Raw genomic sequence first — 18,948 nt, 5'->3', positions numbered from 1 at the left:
CGACTCCGACGTTGGCCGCGCACCTCCAGGCGCGGCCTCCGCACAGGAAATGCCTGATGACGCTGCACAATGTCGCGCTCGACGACAAGTTCGACCTGGCAAAGGAGCGGATCTTCCTGTCGGGTGCCCAGGCAGTCATCCGCATGCTTCTGATGCAGCGCGAGCGCGACCGCCGGGCTGGCCTGAACACCGCCGGTTTCGTCTCCGGCTATCGCGGCTCGCCGCTCGGCGGCCTCGACATGCAGCTGTGGAAGGCCAGGAACCAGCTCGCGCAGTCGGACATCGTCTTCCAGCCCGGTCTCAACGAGGAGCTTGCCGCCACCGCCTGCTGGGGCTCGCAGCAGGCCGAATTGCTGGGCGAGGGTACCCATGACGGCGTTTTTTCGGTCTGGTATGGCAAGGGTCCGGGCGTCGACCGCTCCGGCGACGTGTTCCGCCACGCCAATCTCGCCGGGTCGTCAAAACATGGCGGCGTGCTGGCTCTGATGGGTGACGACCACATGGCCGAATCCTCGACCAACGCGCATGCCACCGAGTTCCTGTTCGTCGACACCATGGTGCCGATCCTTAATCCGGCCGGCGTCCAGGAGATCATCGACTACGGCCTCTACGGCTTTGCCATGTCGCGTTTTGCCGGCACCTGGGCGGCGATCAAATGCGTCAAGGACAACATCGAATCGACAGCCTCTGTCGATGCCGCGCTCGACCGGCTAGATATCGTCATCCCGGACTTCGACATGCCGCCCGGCGGCCTCAACATCCGTAACGAGATCGACATGCTCGGCCAGGAGGAGCGGTTGCATGAATACAAGCGCGCCGCCGCTTCAGCGTTCATCCACGCCAATGGGCTGAATCGGATCGTCTATTCGGGCGGCACCAGCGCCAGGCTTGGCATCGTCACCATCGGCAAGAGTTATCTCGATGTTCGCCAGGCGCTGGAGGATATCGGCGTCGACGAAGCGGCCGCCAGTCGTATCGGTATCAGGCTGTTCAAGGTCGGTTGCCCGTGGCCGCTCGACCTGCAACACATCGCCGACTTTGCTCGCGGCCTCGATACCATCGTCGTCGTCGAGGAGAAACGCTCGCTGATCGAGGTGCAACTGCGCGAGAACCTTTACGGCACCGCGACGCAGCCGGTCATCGTCGGCAAGAAGGACGAGCGCGGCGACTGGCTGTTCCCGGCCAAGGGCGCGCTCGACCCCAACGATATTGCCATCGCGCTCGGCGAGAGGATTTTGCGAACGATCGGCCCGTCGGAAGAAATCGCCGCGCGGGTGGCGAAGTTGCGCCAGTTCCAGGCGATGCTGGCCGACACGTCAGACATCGCCTCGCGCACGCCCTTCTTCTGCTCCGGCTGCCCACACAATTCCTCGACCAAGGTGCCGGACGGCTCGCTCGCCGCCGCCGGAATCGGCTGTCATTTCATGGCGCTGTGGATGGACCGCAACACCGTCGGCTTCACCGCCATGGGCGGCGAGGGCGCGCAGTGGGTCGGCCAGGCGCCGTTCTCGAAGCGCGAGCACATCTTCCAGAATCTGGGCGATGGCACTTACAACCACTCGGGTGTGCTGGCGATCCGCTTCGCGCTGTCGACCGACGCCAACATCACCTACAAGATCCTCTACAATGACGCCGTCGCGATGACCGGCGGGCAGCCGCACGAGGGCGGCCTGACGGTGGACATGATCGCAAGACAGGTGCGCGCCGAGGGCGTGGAGCGCATCGCCATCGTCACTGACGAGCCGGACAAATATACCGGCAAGGTGGAATTTCCCGCCGGCGCCACCATCCATCACCGCGACGACCTCGATCTCGTCCAGCGCGAGTTGCGTTCGGTCAAAGGCGTCTCGGTGCTGCTCTACGACCAGACCTGCGCCGCCGAGAAGCGTCGCCGCCGCAAGCGTGGCACCTTCCCCGATCCCGACAAGCGTATCTTCATCAACGAGCTGGTCTGCGAAGGCTGCGGCGATTGCGGCGTGCAGTCGAATTGCGTCTCGATCCAGCCGGTCGAGACCGAATTCGGCCGCAAGCGCAAGATCGACCAGTCGAGTTGCAACAAGGACTTCTCTTGCGTCAACGGTTTCTGCCCCTCCTTCGTCACCGTTCACGGCGCCAAAATCAGGAAAGCCGAAGGCATAGCCGGCGCGGCCGACCCGCTCGCGGGGGTGCCGGCGCCGGCGCAATTTACGCTCGGTGAACAAGGCTGGGCGGCGATCATCGACGGTGTCGGCGGCACCGGCGTCGTCACAATAGGCGCGGTGCTCGGCATGGCCGCGCACTTGGAAGGCAAGGGCTGCGGCATGATCGACATGGCCGGCCTCGCCCAGAAGGGCGGCTCGGTGTTCACCCATGTCCGCATCGCCCGCACGCCGGACGACATCCACGCCATTCGGGTATCGGCCGGCAAGGCCGATCTCGTGCTCGGCTGCGATCTCGTCGTTTCGGGTGCCAAGAAGGTGTTGGCCGCGGTGCGCGAAGGCCATACCATCTTCCTCGCCAACACTGCCGAGATCATGCCGGGCGAGTTCGCCCGTTCGGCCGATTTCTCGCTGCCCGTCGAGCGGCTGAAGAAAGCGATAAAAACGGCCGCGGGCGACGACAGGACGCATTTCTTCGACGCTACCCGCACCGCCACCGCGCTGTTCGGCAGCTCGCTTGGCGCCAACATGTTCATGCTCGGCTTCGCCTTCCAGCACGGCGGCTTGCCGCTGTCGGCGGAGGCGGTCGAGAAGGCAATCGAGCTCAACGGCGAGGCGATAGCGATGAATATCGCGGCATTTCGCTGGGGCCGCCGCGCCGCCCACCAGCCGGATTTCGTGCGCAGCCTTCTTGCCCAGCCGGGCAAGGCCACGCAGCATGCCGCCATTGCCGAGACGCTGGACGATATCATTGCTCGCCGCGTCGCCTTCCTGACCGCCTATCAGAACGCCGCCTATGGCAAGCGCTATGCCGACAGACTGGCGGCGCTGCGCAAGGCCGAAACCAATGCTGTGCCCGGGTCGACCGTGGTGACCGAGGCTGCCGCAAAGAACCTGTTCAAGCTGATGGCGATCAAGGACGAATACGAGGTGGCGCGGCTTTATACGGACGGCTCCTTTGCCGCAGAGATCGCAAAGCAGTTCCAGAGCTACGGCAAGCTTGAATTCCATCTCGCACCGCCGATCATGGGCAGGCGCGGCAGTGACGGCAAGCCGAAGAAATCGCGCTTTGGCCCGTGGACGATGAACGGGTTCCGCCTGCTGGCGGCGATGAAGGGCCTGCGCGGCACCGCTTTCGACCTGTTCGGCTACAGCGCCGAGAGGCGTATGGAGCGGCAGCTTCTTGCCCTCTATGAAGCCGACCTGGAACTTGTCGCCGGCGCGCTGGCGCCGGGCAAGATCGAGGTTGCTGCCGCGCTTGTTTCGGTACCGGCGCTCATCCGCGGCTTTGGCTACGTCAAGCAGGCCAGTGCCGAAAAAGCCGCCGGCGAACGCCAGCGACTGCTCGACCGCCTCTCAACGGCGCCGCTGCGGCCGCAACTTCAAGCCGCCGAATAATTCAGCGCTGTGATACGCCTTGTTTACCTGAACTGTAGTTTCCCTGCTTCCGCTGCGTCACCGATGAATGCCAATAGAGCCCGAACCGCTGCTCTAAACCTTTCTTAAGGCCAATGTGACACTGCTGGGTTCCCCAGGGTTGGGATCCAGGCGTGAATCTGAGACGAAAAAACGAGATTCCGGTCGACGTTTACATTCCGTTCGTGGAAACGCTGTTTCGCGACGGGTTCACGCTGTCGATCGGCCTTGTTGCGCAGACACTCCTCGTCATTCTGGTCTATTGGAAGACCATGGACTTGGCGTATCTTCTAGTTGCCGCTGGGCTCATCATTGTCGGTACCCTGCGCCTTCGCAACATCCGAAAATACGGGCGACTTCCTTCCCCGACGACGTGGGAAGAAGCCCATGATCGCGAAAACGATTACATAATTTTCGGTTCGATGCATGGTTTCATGCTTGGCGCGTTCTGTTTCGTCAGTATCTATCTGGCAAATGACAGCCACGACAACTATGCCGAAATAGCCTCTGTCTGCGTCACTCTGGCATCGGTCACGTCGATTGCCGGCCGCAATTATGGGTCGCCGCGCATGGTCATGATTTTTATCATAACCACCACATGGCCCATATCGCTTGGCTTTATCCTGCGCGGCGATATCTACCACATCATCCTCGGTCTGATGTCGGCCCCTTTTCTGTTTGCGATCAAGCGGTTCGCCGACATCGTCCGCGAAGTCCTGTTTACCGCCCTGTCGGAGGAAAAGAAGGCGAACCGCATCGCGCAGCGTTTCAACCGCGCGCTCAACACCATGTCGCATGGCCTTGTCATGCTTGGTCCCGACGGCCGGGTGGCGGTGGCCAATGCCGAAGCCGCGCACCTGATGTCGCTCAAATCGGCCGATGCGCTGCTAGGCCGCTCGATCCACGGTCTGCTGATGCGCGGCGCTGCAGGCGGCATGCTGGCGCCGAAAGATTGCCGTTACATCGAAGCCCAGCTGACGCGTGCGTTGCGCGAGGGCCGCGACCGCAAGGTCCTGGTCTCGCTCACCAACGGCCAGCACTATGAATTTTCGGCGCGCGAAGGCAGCCAGGAACTGGGCGTCGTCACTTTCGAGGATGTGACCGCCCGGGTCGAGGCGGAAGACAAGATCCGCTTCATGGCGCGCTACGACAGTCTCACCGGCCTGCCCAACCGCGCCTACTTCCACGAGTTGGTGGTGGAAGCCATGGCCTCAGGGGATCCCGAGCGTCTCTGCGGGCTGGTGGTGCTCGATCTCGACGATTTCAAGAGCGTCAACGACACGCTCGGCCATCCGGTCGGCGACGGATTGATCTACGCCGTTGCCGAGCGGCTGGCGGCAGTCGCTGGGCCAGGCATCACCGTCAGCCGCTTCGGCGGCGACGAGTTCATGATCTTCTTCGAGCGCATCGAGGATGAAAGCCACTTGACCGGCCAGGTTGATGAGATCTTTGTCAATCTACAGGGCGAGGTCGATGTCGCCGGCCACGGATTACGCATCCAGGCCAGCGGCGGCGCGGTGCTGTCGCGGGTCAAGGATACCGACGTTGACGCCATGATCGTCAAAGCCGACCTTGCACTCTACAAGGCCAAGGAGCTTGGCAAGAACGGTTGGCGGCTGTTCGAGGCCTCCATGGATGCTGCCTTCCGCAGCCGTCAGCTGATGAAGGCGGACCTGCGCAGCGCCGTGGAAAACAACGAATTGCGGGTGGTCTATCAGCCGATCGTGGCGATGAGCACGATGCGTATCGCCAGTTGCGAAGCGCTGTGCCGCTGGGATCATCCCGATCTCGGGCCGATTTCCCCCGGTATCTTTATTCCGCTGGCGGAGGAAATGGGGATTATTTCCGACATCAGCACCTTCGTCCTGCATGCGGCCTGCACGGAATGCGCCAAATGGCCGGCCCAGACCAGCGTGTCGGTCAATCTCTCGGCCAAGGATTTCCGCAACCGTGATGTCATCCAGAAGGTTCGCGACGCGCTGGCTGAATCCGGTCTCTCCGCCGGACGTCTGGAGATCGAAGTCACCGAGACGGCGCTGCTCGACGACAAGTCGCTGACACGCCAATATATCGAGGAGTTGAAGCGGCTCGGCGTGCGCATTGCGCTCGACGATTTCGGTACCGGGTATTCGAGCCTCAGCTATCTCCACAAACTGCCGCTCGACAAAATCAAGATCGACCGCTCGTTCCTGATGGATGTCACTCAGAACAGCCGGTCGCTCGAATTGCTCAAGGGCATCGTCAACCTGTCACGGCCGCTGGGACTTTCGGTTACCGTCGAAGGTGTCGAGACCTTCGAACAGCTCAAGATCCTGGCATTGCAGGTCAAGCCGGACCTGGTCCAGGGCTTTCTGTTCGGGTCGGCACTCAGCGCGTCCGGCATCGAGACGATGTCGAGCACCGTCTGGCCCTTCGCCAAGGACATCCAGACGGCAAGGAAGGCGCCGCGGCGCTGACTTCGCGCTGAAAAACCGCGTATTTTAGTATAATTTTATTAATTATTAACCTTAACGAGCGGTAAACGAGCTCCTACTTATTTTCATCTTTACATCTCATGACCCGTCCGTAGTGTCGGCTGGTGGCGGTAATCGCGGGGAATAGAGTTCATGTGTGCCCAGTTGAGTTCGCTCGGCCATGCGGCGGGCGCTGGTGGGAAAGATGCGTCCGAGACCATGTCCAGCTTCGCGCAACATGTTTATGCGTTGCTTGACCGGACGGAGTACCGACGCTGTGAAAGCGGCGAGGACTTCGAAAGCATTTACAGGCTGCGCTACAATTCCTATCGGATGAACGATCTGGTGCCCGAGAATGCGTCCCGTCAGGTCCATGACGAGTTTGACGAACTGCCCAATTGCCATACGTTCGGAATCTACATCGAGGGGCGGCTGGTCAGCACAATGCGCCTGCATAACGTGTCTGCTGATAACGCCACATCACCAGCGCTCAGCGTCTACAAGGACTTGTTGATGCCGCGTCTGGCGGCCGGCGAAGTCTTTATCGACCCGAGCCGTTTTGCCGTGGACGCCGAATGGTCACGGCTTTACCCGCAGATCCCGTATGTGACGCTGCGCCTTGCGGGCATGGCTTGCTTCCATTTCGGCGCGCCTTATTGCATATCCATGATCCGCGAGGACCATGCGGCTTTCTACAAGCGCATCTATCGGGCGCGACCGATTGGCGATGCGCGGCCCTATGCCGGCGTGATCAACTGTTTCGCGCTGCTTTATCAAGCCGATGTCCTGGCGATCAAGAATGAAACCTACGCTCGATTTCCGTTCTTCCGTTCGACGCCAATGGAGCAGCGCATGTTGTTCGATACGCCCGGTGCCGGCGAACTCGCCCCGCTGACCATCCTGCCCACCGCCAAGTATTTTCGCGAAGCCGCCTGAACGAGCCCATGGAGCCTTCCGGTCGCTTCGGCGTTCTGGGCAAGGGTGCTGGTAGTAGGTCGGCATGGCCGGCATCCGCCAAGCATCGCTTCGATAGCGATCCGATCAAAGGAACCGATATGACCATTTCCACGCTCGCCCTTACCCCGCTTATCTCGCTGATTGCAGGCGTGCTGATCCTGGTGATGCCGCGGCTGCTCAATTATATCGTCGCCCTTTATCTGATCGTTGTCGGCCTGCTCGGTCTGTTCCCGCATCTCGCCGGCTAACGACATCGGCAATAGCGGACCTGCCATCCATTGTGATTGGTATCGCCGCGCTTCGCGCAGCGATTTCAAGTTTTGCTTGAGATTGTTGGCTGCGGCGATGCGGCAATAGCGCCATTGCCCTTAACGCGGCTTTTCGCTATGTGCCTGAAAGATGTCTTCGAAGGGGTATTCCAATGGCTGAACACACGCCGACCGGTCCTGTCGAACTAGGCGCGAAGATGGACTATGCCGAGCACGACCGCACCTATGCCGGCTTTGTGATGCTGGCCAAATATGGGTCGCTATTTTGCGCCGCCGTGCTTCTTGCCATGGCGTTCGGCTTCTTTGTGGGCGGCTTCTTCTCGGGGACTATCCTGTTCGTGCTGATCCTAGCCATCGGCGCCTTTATTCTCCGATAACTCCTCCAACCTTTGTCGAAGGCGCCGCCGGGGTCGGTCGGTGTCTTGCGGTAACAGGGTTCCGGCCGAAAGGATCATGCGGTGGGACAGACGGTTTTCATCCCTCGTGAGCTCGACGCAAACGAGCCGCGCGTCGGGGCCTCCCCCGACACGGTGAAGCGGCTGGCGGCACTGGATTTCGACGTGATTGTCGAAACCGGCGCCGGCACAGCGTCGCGCATTCCCGACGAGGAGTTCGCCCGGGTGGGCGCCGCGATCGGCAAGGCCGGCGATGCAGCCAGGGCCGATGTGGTGCTGAAGGTGCGCCGCCCCACGGACGCCGAGCTGAAGGGCTATAAGTCCGGCGCCGCTGTCATCGCGATCATGGATCCCTACGGCAACGACGCTGCCGTCGCAGCCCTTGCCAGGGCCGGTGTTACTGCCTTCTCCATGGAGTTCATGCCACGCATCACCCGCGCCCAGTCGATGGACGTTCTATCCAGCCAGGCCAACCTCGCCGGCTATCAGGCGGTGATCGACGCGGCTGCCGAATATGACCGGGCGTTACCGATGATGATGACGGCGGCTGGCACCGTACCGGCAGCGAAGGCGTTCGTCATGGGCGTCGGCGTCGCCGGTCTGCAGGCCATCGCCACCGCGCGCCGCCTCGGCGCCGTGGTCACCGCCACCGACGTGCGCCCGGCCGCCAAGGAGCAGGTCGCCTCGCTCGGCGCAAAATTCCTGGCGGTCGAGGACGAGGAGTTCAAGGCGGCCGAGACGGCCGGCGGCTACGCCAAGGAAATGTCGAAGGAGTATCAGGCCAAGCAGGCGGCGTTGACTGCCGAGCACATCGCCAAGCAGGATATCGTCATCACCACGGCGCTGATCCCCGGCCGTCCGGCGCCGAAGCTGGTCTCGGCGGCAATGGTCGCCTCGATGAAGCCGGGCTCGGTGATCGTCGACCTTGCGGTCGAGCGCGGCGGCAATGTCGAGGGCGCCGAAGCCGGCAAGGTGGTGACCACGGCCAACGGGGTAAAGATCGTCGGCCATCTCAACGTTCCCGGTCGCGTCGCCGCCTCCGCTTCGCTTCTCTATGCCAGGAACCTCTATGCCTTCCTCGAGACGCTGGTCGACAAGGCGGCGAAGACGCTTGCCATCAACCACGACGACGAACTGGTCAAGGCGACGATGCTGACCGATGCTGGCAAGATCGTGCATCCGGCTTTCGCAAAGGCTGAGCAGGAGCCGTCAAAGGGCCACTATGTCGAACCACCGGCCATTCCGGCCAGGACGATGGTTGCCGAGGCTTCGGCGAAGCCGGCTGCGAAGAAAACGGCCGCTTCGAGGAAGCCCAAGACCACCGGAGGGATCGCGTGATGGATCAGACTCTGCAGAAAGCCCTCGACCAGCTCGACCAGGCGACAGCTGCCGTGCGGCTCGCGGTGCAGAACCTGGCGGCCGCGCCCGGCACCGAGGCGGCGGGTGACGCCGCTCACGCGCTGTCCGGCGGTGCCATCGATCCCTTCGTCTTTCGCTTCGCCATCTTTGTGCTGGCGATCTTCGTCGGCTACTACGTCGTGTGGTCCGTCACGCCGGCACTGCACACGCCGCTGATGGCGGTCACCAACGCCATTTCCTCCGTCATCGTCGTCGGCGCGCTGCTGGCCGTCGGCATCTCGGCTTCAGGGCTTGCCACCGGCTTCGGCTTCGTTGCGCTGATGCTGGTATCGGTCAACATCTTCGGCGGCTTCCTCGTCACCCAGCGCATGCTGGCCATGTACAAGAAGAAGGAAAAGTAGGCCGCTATGAACGCCAACTTCGCCTCCTTTCTCTATCTGGTCTCCGGCATCCTGTTCATCCTGGCATTGCGCGGCCTGTCGCACCCGACCACCAGCCGCCAGGGCAACATGTACGGCATGATCGGCATGGGCATCGCCATCGCCACGACGCTGGCGCTGGCGACCCCTTCGGCCGGGCGCTTCGGCCTCATAGTGCTCGGGCTGCTGATAGGCGGCTCGGCCGGTGCGGTCACGGCACGGCGCATTGCCATGACCTCGATGCCGCAGCTGGTCGCCGCCTTCCACTCGCTGGTCGGTCTTGCCGCGGTCATGGTGGCGGCGGCCGCCATCTATGCACCGGAAAGCTTCGGCATCGGCACCGTCGCCGATATTCATGCCCAGGCACTGATCGAGATGAGCCTCGGCGTTGCCATAGGTGCCATCACCTTCACCGGCTCGGTCATCGCCTTTTTGAAGCTCGACGGCCGCATGTCGGGCAAGCCGATCATGATCGGTGGCCGCCACTTCATCAACGCGGCCCTGGGCATTGCGCTGATCGTGCTGATCGTGCTGCTCGTCACCGCCGAGTCCAAGGTGGTGTTCTGGCTGATCGTTGCCGCCTCGCTGGTGCTGGGTGTGCTTCTCATTATCCCGATCGGTGGCGCCGATATGCCGGTGGTCGTGTCGATGCTGAATTCCTATTCGGGCTGGGCCGCGGCCGCCCTGGGCTTCACGCTCGGCAATCTGGCGCTGATCATCACCGGCGCGCTGGTCGGCTCGTCGGGCGCCATCCTGTCTTACATCATGTGCAAAGGCATGAACCGGAGCTTCATCTCGGTCATCCTCGGCGGCTTCGGCGGCGAGACATCAGCCATTGCCAACGACGGCATCGAGCGCACGGTCAAGCAGGGCTCGGCCGAGGATGCCGCCTATCTGATGATGAATGCGCAAAAGGTCATCATCGTGCCGGGCTACGGCATGGCCGTCGCCCAGGCGCAGCACGCGCTGCGCGAGATGGCCGACAAGCTCAAGGCCAACGGCGTCGACGTCAAATACGCCATCCACCCGGTTGCCGGCCGCATGCCCGGCCACATGAACGTGCTCTTGGCCGAAGCCAACGTGCCTTATGACGAAGTGTTCGAGCTGGAGGACATCAACTCTGAGTTCGCGCAGGCCGACGTCGCCTATGTCATCGGGGCCAATGACGTCACCAATCCCTCGGCTCGTGACGACAAGTCCTCACCTATCTACGGCATGCCAATCCTCGACGTCGACAAGGCGCGCACTTGCTTGTTCGTCAAGCGCTCGCTCGGCTCCGGCTATGCCGGCATCGACAACACGCTGTTCTACAAGGACGGCACCATGATGCTGCTCGGCGACGCCAAGAAGATGACCGAGGAGATCGTCAAAGCGATGGATCACTGAAACGGCGTCGCTGCCAACTCACTGCCGATCGTCGAATACAGCCCGGCTCCGCGCCGGGCTTTTTCTTGGCTGTTACCGGTTCTGAAGCTACGATGCCGACCCGTCGTCTTGCTAACGGCGTCATCGTGGAGGTGCTGGTGCCCGACCCTGGTTCTGCTGCATCGCCGGCCGCCGATCTGACCGCAGCAGAGAAGGCGCCACGCAAGCGCAGCCAGGCGGTAGTGGTCGTGCACGGCATGGGCGAGCAGCGGCCCATGGACACGTTGAGGGAGTTTGTCCAGGCCGTATGGAGCCACGATCCGGCCCGTGCACCGTTCTATGCCCATGTCCCCGATCCGGCCGACCCGATGGGTGCGAAGATCAACCAGAGCTGGATCACGCCCGACAGCCGGACCAATTCGCACGAACTCCGCCGGATCACCACGCCCTATGATATCGATGGCCGCCGCACCGATTTCTACGAGCTTTACTGGGCCGACATCACCCAGGGCACGACCCGAAGCCGCCTTGCTGCCTGGGTGACGACGCTGCTCTGGCGCAAGCCGGCCGATATTCCGCGCGATGTGCTCAAACTCTATGTCGTCACGCTTTTGGTCACCATCGTCGTCCTCGGCGCGGCGCTGGCGCTCGCAACGTCGACCTGGCAAGGCTATATCTCCTGGACGACCGGCGCGCTTGTCACCGTCGTGGCGTCGTTCGTCATCTGGTTGGTGGACCAGTTTGGCTTGCCTTATTTCGGTGATGTCGCCGCCTATGTGCGGGCCGAAGCGGCAACGGTCGAGAAGCGGGCGCTGGTCCGCGAGCGTGGCCTCAAGCTGCTGAAGCGTCTCATGATGGACGACGCCTATGACCGCATCGTGCTGGTCTCGCACAGCCTCGGGTCGATCATCGCCTATGATCTGTTGCAGATATTGTGGGCCGATTTCAGGCCTAGAAAGTTGGAAGCCATTCGCGACAAAGCGAGGCTGAAGGCGATCCACGCCGTCGACAAGGCGACGCTGGCCGCCGCTGCCTCCGCTTGGCCCGACAGCCTCGATGACCTCCCCGCATTCCGGCGCAGCCAATGGGAGCTCTACCGGCAGCTTCGCGTCGGCGACGCCGATCATCCGCTGCCGTGGAAAATCAGCGATTTCGTCACGCTCGGCAGTCCGCTGACCCACAGCGAGTTTCTGGTGACCTACAACCTCGCCGAATTCAGGCGCGGCATCGCCGAGCGCCTGTTTTCGGCATGCCCGCCGATCGCCGACAGGGCGGCGGGCGGGACCATGCTCTACCAGGAAGGGCGCAGCCATTCCGGCAAGCCGCAGCGGGCGGTGCATCATGGCGCGGTGTTTGCCGCGACGCGCTGGACCAATATTTTCGACAGGGGCAATGGCTGGCTGACCGGCGACCCGATTTCAGGGCGGATGACGGAAAATTTTGGTCCCGGCGTGGAAAACATCCAGGTCGAGCTGCGCGGCTCGGGCGGCCGCGTCTTCACGCACAGGCTCTACTGGTCGCTGACGGCGAGCGGCGTCGAGGTCGACGCGCCGGCCGGCGTACAGCCGCGCTCGCACCTTGCCGTGCTGCGCGATGCGGTCGATCTCGGCCGCAAACTGGAAGCTGAGCTGTAGGCGGCAAGCAATGCGCGGCGGCAGTTCAAAGCAAGGTCCCCTTCGGGCGTAATCTTCCCGAAGCGGACCGAGTTCGCTTAGTCACCGATCAACGATTGGTCAGGAAAATCGCTTCCTCGTCGTCGCGCTGCCTGCCGCCAAGTGCTGCAGCCGCGCTGGCAATGAAGGCCCCGACGACCAGCGACAGCGCGCCAATCAGCGAGAAGGTGGCGCCTGCCTTTCTGGCGGTGTCGGCCGCCTGCTGGGCCTTGACCTTGGCGTCCTGCGCTCTGGCGATTACCGTATCGACGCGAGCGGTGGCATCCGCTTCGGACAGGCCTGTGCGGGCGGCCACCAGCCGCGACAGATAAGTCTTGTCGTCGGCCGATATTTCGCCTGCTGCGGCACTCGCGACTAGAATGCGCGATGCCTGCGCCGTTGCCGCGGCGTCGCTCTCCGGGTTGGCGGCAGCGAGCCTTGCCGGATCGGCCGGGCGGAACAGCGTATCGACGAAATACCATGTGGCGTTGTCGGTCGAGGCGCTACCCGCGTTTGCAGCAGCACCTGCCGAAGCGCCCATTGCCGCGCCCGATGCCACAGTCGAAGCAGCCTGGACACCGGTACCTATCGCGGCCGAAAGCGCCGTGCCGAGCACGCCGGCGACGAGCAGCGTCGCCAGCGCCCAGGCTAGAAAGCCGTGAGCGGTATCGCGGAAGAAGACTTCATCGGTGTGGATGCCGACCCATTTGGTGCGCAGGCGTCCGGCGAGGTAGCCGCCCAGGGCCGACGACAGCCACTGCACGACGATCAGCCAGACGGCGGTGGAAACGGCGAAAGTGGTGACTGACGCACCCGAGCCGGACCATGGCGACACCATGCTCAGCCCAAGCCCGGAGCCGAGCAGCATCAAGATGAAGGTAAGCGTTGACGCAGCAAAGGCGCCGGCGACGATTGGCCCCCAGCTGACAGCAGTGGAAGCGGATTCCGTCGGGGCGGAAACGTCGACAGCTGTTACGGTGGACTGCATCGAAGCCTCCCTACCGTGCGAACAGCATGATCAGAATAATGATCGGAATTGGGACTCCGAGAAGCCAGAGCAAAATGCCACGTCCCATGGATGCCTCCTGCGGCGATTGTGATCAACTACAATGCCTTGAAAGCCTTTCCGTTCCGGCGGTCCTGGTGATCTTTGTATACACTTCATGCCTGCTGGCTGGGTATCTGGATGGCGGCTCAGATGTCCAGATTGGCAACCGACAGCGCGTTTTCCTGGATGAATTCGCGCCTTGGCTCGACCTCGTCGCCCATCAGCCGTGAAAACAAGCTGTCCGCATCAGTCGCGTCATTGACCTTGACCTGTAACAGCGAGCGCACATTCGGGTCGAGCGTCGTTTCCCAGAGCTGCTCGGCGTTCATTTCGCCAAGGCCCTTGTAGCGCTGCATGGTCAGGCCCTTGCGGCCGGTGGCAAACACGGCATTGAGCAGTGCCAGCGGCCCCGAAATGGTTTCCGAGACATCCTTGCGGCGCAGCACCGGCGGCTCGCCGTAGATTTCCGCCAGGCGCGGCGCATAGCGGTCGAGCTGGCGTGCGTCGGCGGAATTGATCAGCGCCAGGTCGAGATGCGCGAACTCCTTGACGCTGCGCACCGTTCGCTCGAAGACATAGCCGCCAATGCCCTCGTTCGAGGTCGACATGCGACCGATCCAGCCGCGCTCGGTGTCCTCGGCGATAATGTCGAGACGACGGGCAACACGCTCGGCCGTCTCGTTGGCGCGGCGGAGGTCGGTGAATATCTCCGGGTTGAGCGCGCCGGCAATCGCTGCCTGCTCGACCACGCCTCTGTTATAGCGCGTGTGCAATCCGTTGATGAGCTGGCGGACAGCCAAGGCGTCGTCGATGGCGCTGCGCAGGTCCTGTCCAGCCCGCACCTCGCCTGTGCTGAGCGCAAGCGACGCTTCTTCCAGCCCGGAGCCGATCAGGAATTCCTCGAAGGCGGCTTCGTCCTTGATATATTGCGAGCTCTTGCCTCGCGTCACCTTGTAGAGCGGCGGCTGCGCGATGTAGAGATGCCCGCGTTCGATCAGTTCCGGCATCTGCCGGAAGAAGAAGGTCAGCAGCAAGGTGCGGATGTGGGCGCCGTCGACATCGGCGTCGGTCATCAGGATGATCTTGTGGTAGCGCAGCTTGTCGGCATTGAACTCGTCCTTGCCGATCGAGGTGCCGAGCGCGGTGATCAGCGTACCGATCATGTCGGAGCCGAGCATGCGGTCGAAGCGGGCTCGCTCGACATTGAGGATCTTGCCGCGCAGCGGAAGAATGGCCTGGTTCTGGCGCGAACGGCCGCCCTTGGCCGAGCCGCCGGCGCTGTCGCCCTCGACGATAAAGATCTCGGATTTCGCCGGATCGCGCTCCTGGCAATCGGCCAGCTTGCCGGGCAGCGAGGTGACGCCGAGCGAACTCTTGCGGGTGATGTCGCGTGCCTTGCGCGCGGCTTCGCGCGCGGCAGCGGCCTGGATGACCTTCTCGATGACCGCCTTGCCCTCGGTCGGGTGCTCCTCGAGCCAGGTGCCGAGCGCTTCGTTGACAAGCCCTTCAACCACCGGGCGGACCTCGGACGACACCAGCTTGTCCTTGGTCTGCGAGGAGAATTTCGGGTCGGGAACCTTGACCGACAGCACCGCGGTCAGCCCTTCGCGGCAATCATCGCCGATCAGCGCCACTTTTTCCTTCTTGGTCAGGCCCGAGGAGTCGCCATAGCCGGTTATCTGGCGCGTCAGCGCACCGCGGAAGCCTGCCAGATGCGTGCCGCCGTCGCGTTGCGGGATGTTGTTGGTGAAGGCCAGCACGTTCTCATGGTAGCTGTCGTTCCACCACATGGCGACTTCAACCGTGATGCCGTCGCGCTCGGCGCGGATCGAGATCGGCTTGTCGAGCAACGGCTTTTTCGTCCGGTCGAGATATCGGACGAACTCTTCCAGCCCGCCATCGTAGTGCAGTTCATGGCGCACGATGTCGGCATGGCGGGCATCGGTCAAAACGATGCGCACGCCGGAGTTCAGGAAGGCGAGCTCGCGCAGCCGATGCTCCAGCGTACCGTAGTCGAATTCGACCATGGTGAAAGTCTCGGACGACGGCAAAAACGTGATTTCGCTGCCGCTGCGCCCTTCATAGGTGCCGGGGACCTTGTCTTGTTCATAACTGCCGGTGATGCGAAGCGGCGCGTCGGCATTGCCATGCGTGAAACTCATCTCGTAGATCTGGCCGTTGCGGCGGATCTTCAGTTTCAGCCAGGCCGACAGGGCGTTGACGACCGACACGCCGACGCCGTGCAGGCCGCCTGAGACCTTGTAGGAGTTCTGGTCGAACTTGCCGCCGGCATGCAGCTGCGTCATGATAACTTCGGCCGCTGAAATGCCTTCGCCGGTGTGGATATCGGTCGGAATGCCGCGGCCATTGTCGATGACCGTCACCGATCCGTCCGGATTGAGCGTCACCGTCACCAGGTCGGCATGGCCGGCCAGTGCTTCGTCGATGGCGTTGTCGACCACCTCATAGACCATGTGATGCAGGCCCGAGCCGTCGTCGGTATCGCCGATATACATGCCCGGCCGCTTGCGAACGGCATCCAAGCCCTTCAAAACCTTGATGGAATCGGCGCCGTATTCGGCTTCAACGCCGTTGGCGATGTCGGTCTGGTCGCTCATGAAAACCTGTCTGATTGATGCCGTGTGCAGAGCGCGAAAAATCGGCTTCGAATCGCGCATTTCTAATGTCGTAGATATAGGCGCAAAAGGCGGTTTTTCCAAGGTTTGCAGGCATTTCGGAACGGAATGACCATCGCGTGAGCCGGCTATCGGCGCCTGGCTTCGATCCTGGCCAGCCGCTCACGTAAAAACTTGATCATGAACTTGTGGCGCGGTGCCAACCGCCCGCTCCGGTCGAGCTCTCGCGTCATGTCGAGCGCCTTGGAAAGCACAGCCTTCGGGTCCTTTGCGACTTGGGCGTAGTCGATATAGGCGACCACCAGGTCGCGCTGCCAGGTGGCGTTGTCCGGATCGGACCGGGCAAGTTTCTCGCGAATGGCCAGGCTGTCCTGAAGGGCTTGCCGGGCGCCCCTGACGTCGCGCTGCCTGAGGCGCAGCGTGGCGACTTCGGACAGCGTTATCGACAAGTCCCGCTGCCAGTCGGAATTGGCGGGATCGAGCTTGGCCAGCCTCTGCGCAATCGCGTAGCTGTCCAGATAGGCTTTCAGCGCGCCTTTGTGGTCGCCCTGTATGGCCAGGATGCCGGCGACTTTCTCGATGCACACGGACAGGTCGCGCTGCCATTCGGTGTTGTTCGGGTCGCCGGCGGCGAGCACGCTGGCCTGCGAAAGTGCCTCACGATAAGCCGAAAGTGCCGCCGGCCAGTTCTGCTGGTCGCTTAGCGCATTGCCGATTTTGGCGTTGCCGACCGACAGGTCGCGCTTCAACTCGGTGTCGTCCGGATCGCGTTTCGCCAGTTGTTTGACGATCGCCAGACCTTCCTTGTAGGCCGCCAGCGCCCCGGCGGCGTCGCCGCGTTCGCGCAACAGGTCGCCTATCGTATCGTGGCTGACCGAGACGTCACGCTGCCGGTCGGCGTCTCCCGGTTTGTCCGCCGCCAGCGCCAGCCGCACCTTCAGGCTCTCTTCATAGGCCGCCTGTGCGTTGTCCAGTTGGCCTGCGATATGGGCAAGGTGACCGATCTCATCGTAGGTGATGGTCAGGTCGCGCTGCAGTTCGGCACGGTCGGGCTCTCCGGCGGCGAGCTGCTTCTTGATCGACAGGCTTTCCTGGTAGACCTCTGCGGCGCCGGCCAGATCGCCTTGCGTCGCCAATACGTTGCCGATCTTGTCGTCGGCCATGGCGAGGTCGCCGAACCACTCCAGATTGTCTGGTTCTGCCTCGGTCAGGCCCTGCAGAATGGTCTTGGCGGTCTCATAATTCTGCAGCGCTGACGGCAGATTGCCTTGCGCCATCCGCACGTTGCCGAGCTTGACGTGGCTGACGGCGAAGTCGCGCTTCACGTTGGGATCGGTTTCATGATGCGACCGCCGCTCGAGATCGGCTTGCAGCGCCTCGAAGGCACGGCCAGCCGCATCGATATTGCCGACCGTGGTATAGAGCTTGCCGAGCTCGTCCAGCGTGCGGATCAAGCGGTCGGCGTCGTCGAGCGACAGCACCACCTGTCCGGCTTCGCCATAAAGCGCCAGCACGGACTCATAGTCCCTGATGGCTGTGGCGTAGTCGAGGTCGGCGCGCGCGGCCCCGCCGGACAGATAGCGCGTTGCGGCCTCGGAGAGCGTGCGGCTGACGAAATTGGCCTTCAGCGCGTTGCGCGAGACATTGTCGATCTCGGCTGCCTCGGCGAGCTTTTTACGCGCGGCATCGAACGCTCCCAGCGAAAGCTGCTCTTCGGCCTGCCGGCGCAACGCTGCCACCCGCAGATCGTCGGAGCCAAGCGTCTGCATTTCGCTCCGCACCTTGACGAAGGCGTCGGCTGCCTCACGCAGCCTGGCGTTCAGACTGTCCGCGGAGAGGTGGCCGGCATCGGAACTGATCAACGCGCCATAGAGCGGTGCCAGCGGCATGTCGGCGTCGCTGGCGATCTTCTCCACTTCGCCGCGCATCGCGGGCGTCACCTCGGCCATGGCCAGCAACAGGCGTTCGCGTTCCGGCAATTTCTCCTTGGCCGAGGCGGCAAAGAACAGCTGCGGCAGGCCGCTCTCGACATAGGGCAATTGCTTGCCGCGCGAGAGGTCGTAAACCTCCTGCTGCACGAGCGTCAGCACGGAGCGGATCTCGAGACCTTCGGTGCCGAGGTATTTCGTCAGCGCCGCGGTAAACGGCGAATTCTGGTCCGTCCCATCCGCGGCGGTCTCGCCGGGCGCCGCCGAGAAGGCAAACAGGATGTTTTCTGCCCGCCCGATGCGGCCAAGACCCGGCCGGACCTTGTCGCTGACCTCTTTTACCAGCGCCGTTGCGCCGCGGCCTTCGCCGCCCGTAGCCGCAAACGGATCGCTGCGGCAGGCATCGAGCACGATCAGTCCGACCTTGCTGGTGGCGGCGACGGTCGCGCGGATCTCCTCCAGCGGCAGGCTGGTCCTTTCCAGCGTAGCGAGCGACGACGCGTCTGCATCGACCGGCAGGAGCCGATTCTCGCCGGCTATCTCGACGCCGTGGCCGGAGAAGAACACCAGCGCCACGTCGGCGCCTTTGGCATCCTCGCGGAAATCGTCAAGCGCCCGGCGCATGCGCCGCAGGTCGCGGTTGGTTTCGAGGAAGACCTCGAAACCGAGCTTCCTCAGCACCGTTTCCATGATCTCGCCGTCATTGACGGGATTGGCGAGCGGCCGGATCAGCCGGTAGTCGTTCTCGGCGATGACCAGCGCAGCGCGCCGCTCCGCCATTGCAGCGGAGGCCGTCGAGAGGATCAGCAGCAAGGCAAACAGAAAACGCAAATCGAACCGCCCCGGCCCGGTCATTTGCCGGAGCATTCCATCTCTTTATGGCATGAGCAAGTTACGGCATCGGCAAGCCGGG

Annotated in this window: 12 protein-coding genes; 9 read left to right on the top strand and 3 right to left on the bottom strand. The window is 62.9% G+C overall.

The features are described from left to right. The first annotated feature begins 56 nt into the window (after positions 1-56). The 9 genes from NKJ91_RS05325 to NKJ91_RS05285 all read left to right on the top strand — a co-directional run bounded on the left by NKJ91_RS05325 (position 57) and on the right by NKJ91_RS05285 (position 12,405). Positions 57-3,536, top strand: a complete 3,480-nt coding sequence (locus NKJ91_RS05325; protein WP_352454729.1) for an indolepyruvate ferredoxin oxidoreductase family protein — start codon at positions 57-59, stop codon at positions 3,534-3,536. A gap of 152 nt (positions 3,537-3,688) precedes the next feature. Then, positions 3,689-6,010 (top strand): putative bifunctional diguanylate cyclase/phosphodiesterase, encoded by a 2,322-nt coding sequence (locus NKJ91_RS05320; RefSeq protein ID WP_352452207.1) that lies wholly within the window; start codon positions 3,689-3,691, stop codon positions 6,008-6,010. A gap of 150 nt (positions 6,011-6,160) precedes the next feature. Next, positions 6,161-6,943, top strand: a complete 783-nt coding sequence (locus NKJ91_RS05315; protein ID WP_023676258.1) for an N-acyl amino acid synthase FeeM domain-containing protein — start codon at positions 6,161-6,163, stop codon at positions 6,941-6,943. Positions 6,944-7,062: 119 nt separating this feature from the next. After that, positions 7,063-7,212 carry a DUF3096 domain-containing protein gene (locus NKJ91_RS05310; protein ID WP_013528205.1) on the top strand — a complete coding sequence of 50 codons (150 nt, stop codon included), beginning with the start codon at positions 7,063-7,065 and terminating at the stop codon, positions 7,210-7,212. Between the two features lie 173 nt (positions 7,213-7,385). After that, a complete protein-coding gene (locus NKJ91_RS05305; RefSeq protein WP_023676259.1) occupies positions 7,386-7,610 on the top strand; it encodes an aa3-type cytochrome c oxidase subunit IV in 225 nt (74 codons plus the stop codon). A gap of 81 nt (positions 7,611-7,691) precedes the next feature. Continuing rightward, entirely contained in the window at positions 7,692-8,966 is a 1,275-nt protein-coding gene (locus NKJ91_RS05300) for a Re/Si-specific NAD(P)(+) transhydrogenase subunit alpha (protein WP_352454728.1), read from the top strand. Further along, on the top strand, positions 8,966-9,388 hold the full coding sequence (locus tag NKJ91_RS05295; RefSeq protein WP_036238371.1) for an NAD(P) transhydrogenase subunit alpha part 2: 423 nt from the start codon (positions 8,966-8,968) through the stop codon (positions 9,386-9,388). Before NKJ91_RS05300 ends, NKJ91_RS05295 begins: the two co-directional genes overlap by 1 nt. Positions 9,389-9,394: 6 nt before the next feature. After that, a complete protein-coding gene (locus NKJ91_RS05290; RefSeq protein WP_352454727.1) occupies positions 9,395-10,792 on the top strand; it encodes an NAD(P)(+) transhydrogenase (Re/Si-specific) subunit beta in 1,398 nt (465 codons plus the stop codon). Between the two features lie 92 nt (positions 10,793-10,884). Next, positions 10,885-12,405, top strand: coding sequence for a hypothetical protein (locus tag NKJ91_RS05285; protein ID WP_352454726.1), 1,521 nt, complete (start codon positions 10,885-10,887; stop codon positions 12,403-12,405). Positions 12,406-12,493: 88 nt separating this feature from the next. Here NKJ91_RS05285 and NKJ91_RS05280 read toward each other — a convergent pair whose 3' ends face one another. From NKJ91_RS05280 to NKJ91_RS05270, 3 genes are all read right to left on the bottom strand, one after another. Further along, positions 12,494-13,411 carry a hypothetical protein gene (locus NKJ91_RS05280; protein WP_352454725.1) on the bottom strand — a complete coding sequence of 306 codons (918 nt, stop codon included), beginning with the start codon at positions 13,409-13,411 and terminating at the stop codon, positions 12,494-12,496. Between the two features lie 206 nt (positions 13,412-13,617). Beyond that, a complete protein-coding gene (gene gyrB, locus NKJ91_RS05275; protein WP_352453677.1) occupies positions 13,618-16,089 on the bottom strand; it encodes a DNA topoisomerase (ATP-hydrolyzing) subunit B in 2,472 nt (823 codons plus the stop codon). Between the two features lie 146 nt (positions 16,090-16,235). Continuing rightward, a complete protein-coding gene (locus NKJ91_RS05270) occupies positions 16,236-18,902 on the bottom strand; it encodes a caspase family protein (protein WP_352454724.1) in 2,667 nt (888 codons plus the stop codon). Positions 18,903-18,948: the final 46 nt, after the last annotated feature.

It is taken from the genome of Mesorhizobium sp. M0040, from assembly GCF_040323505.1.
Taxonomy (GTDB): Bacteria; Pseudomonadota; Alphaproteobacteria; order Rhizobiales; family Rhizobiaceae; genus Mesorhizobium.
The sequence above is the reverse complement of the archived record's forward strand: the minus strand, read 5'-3'. Positions and strand labels throughout refer to the sequence as shown.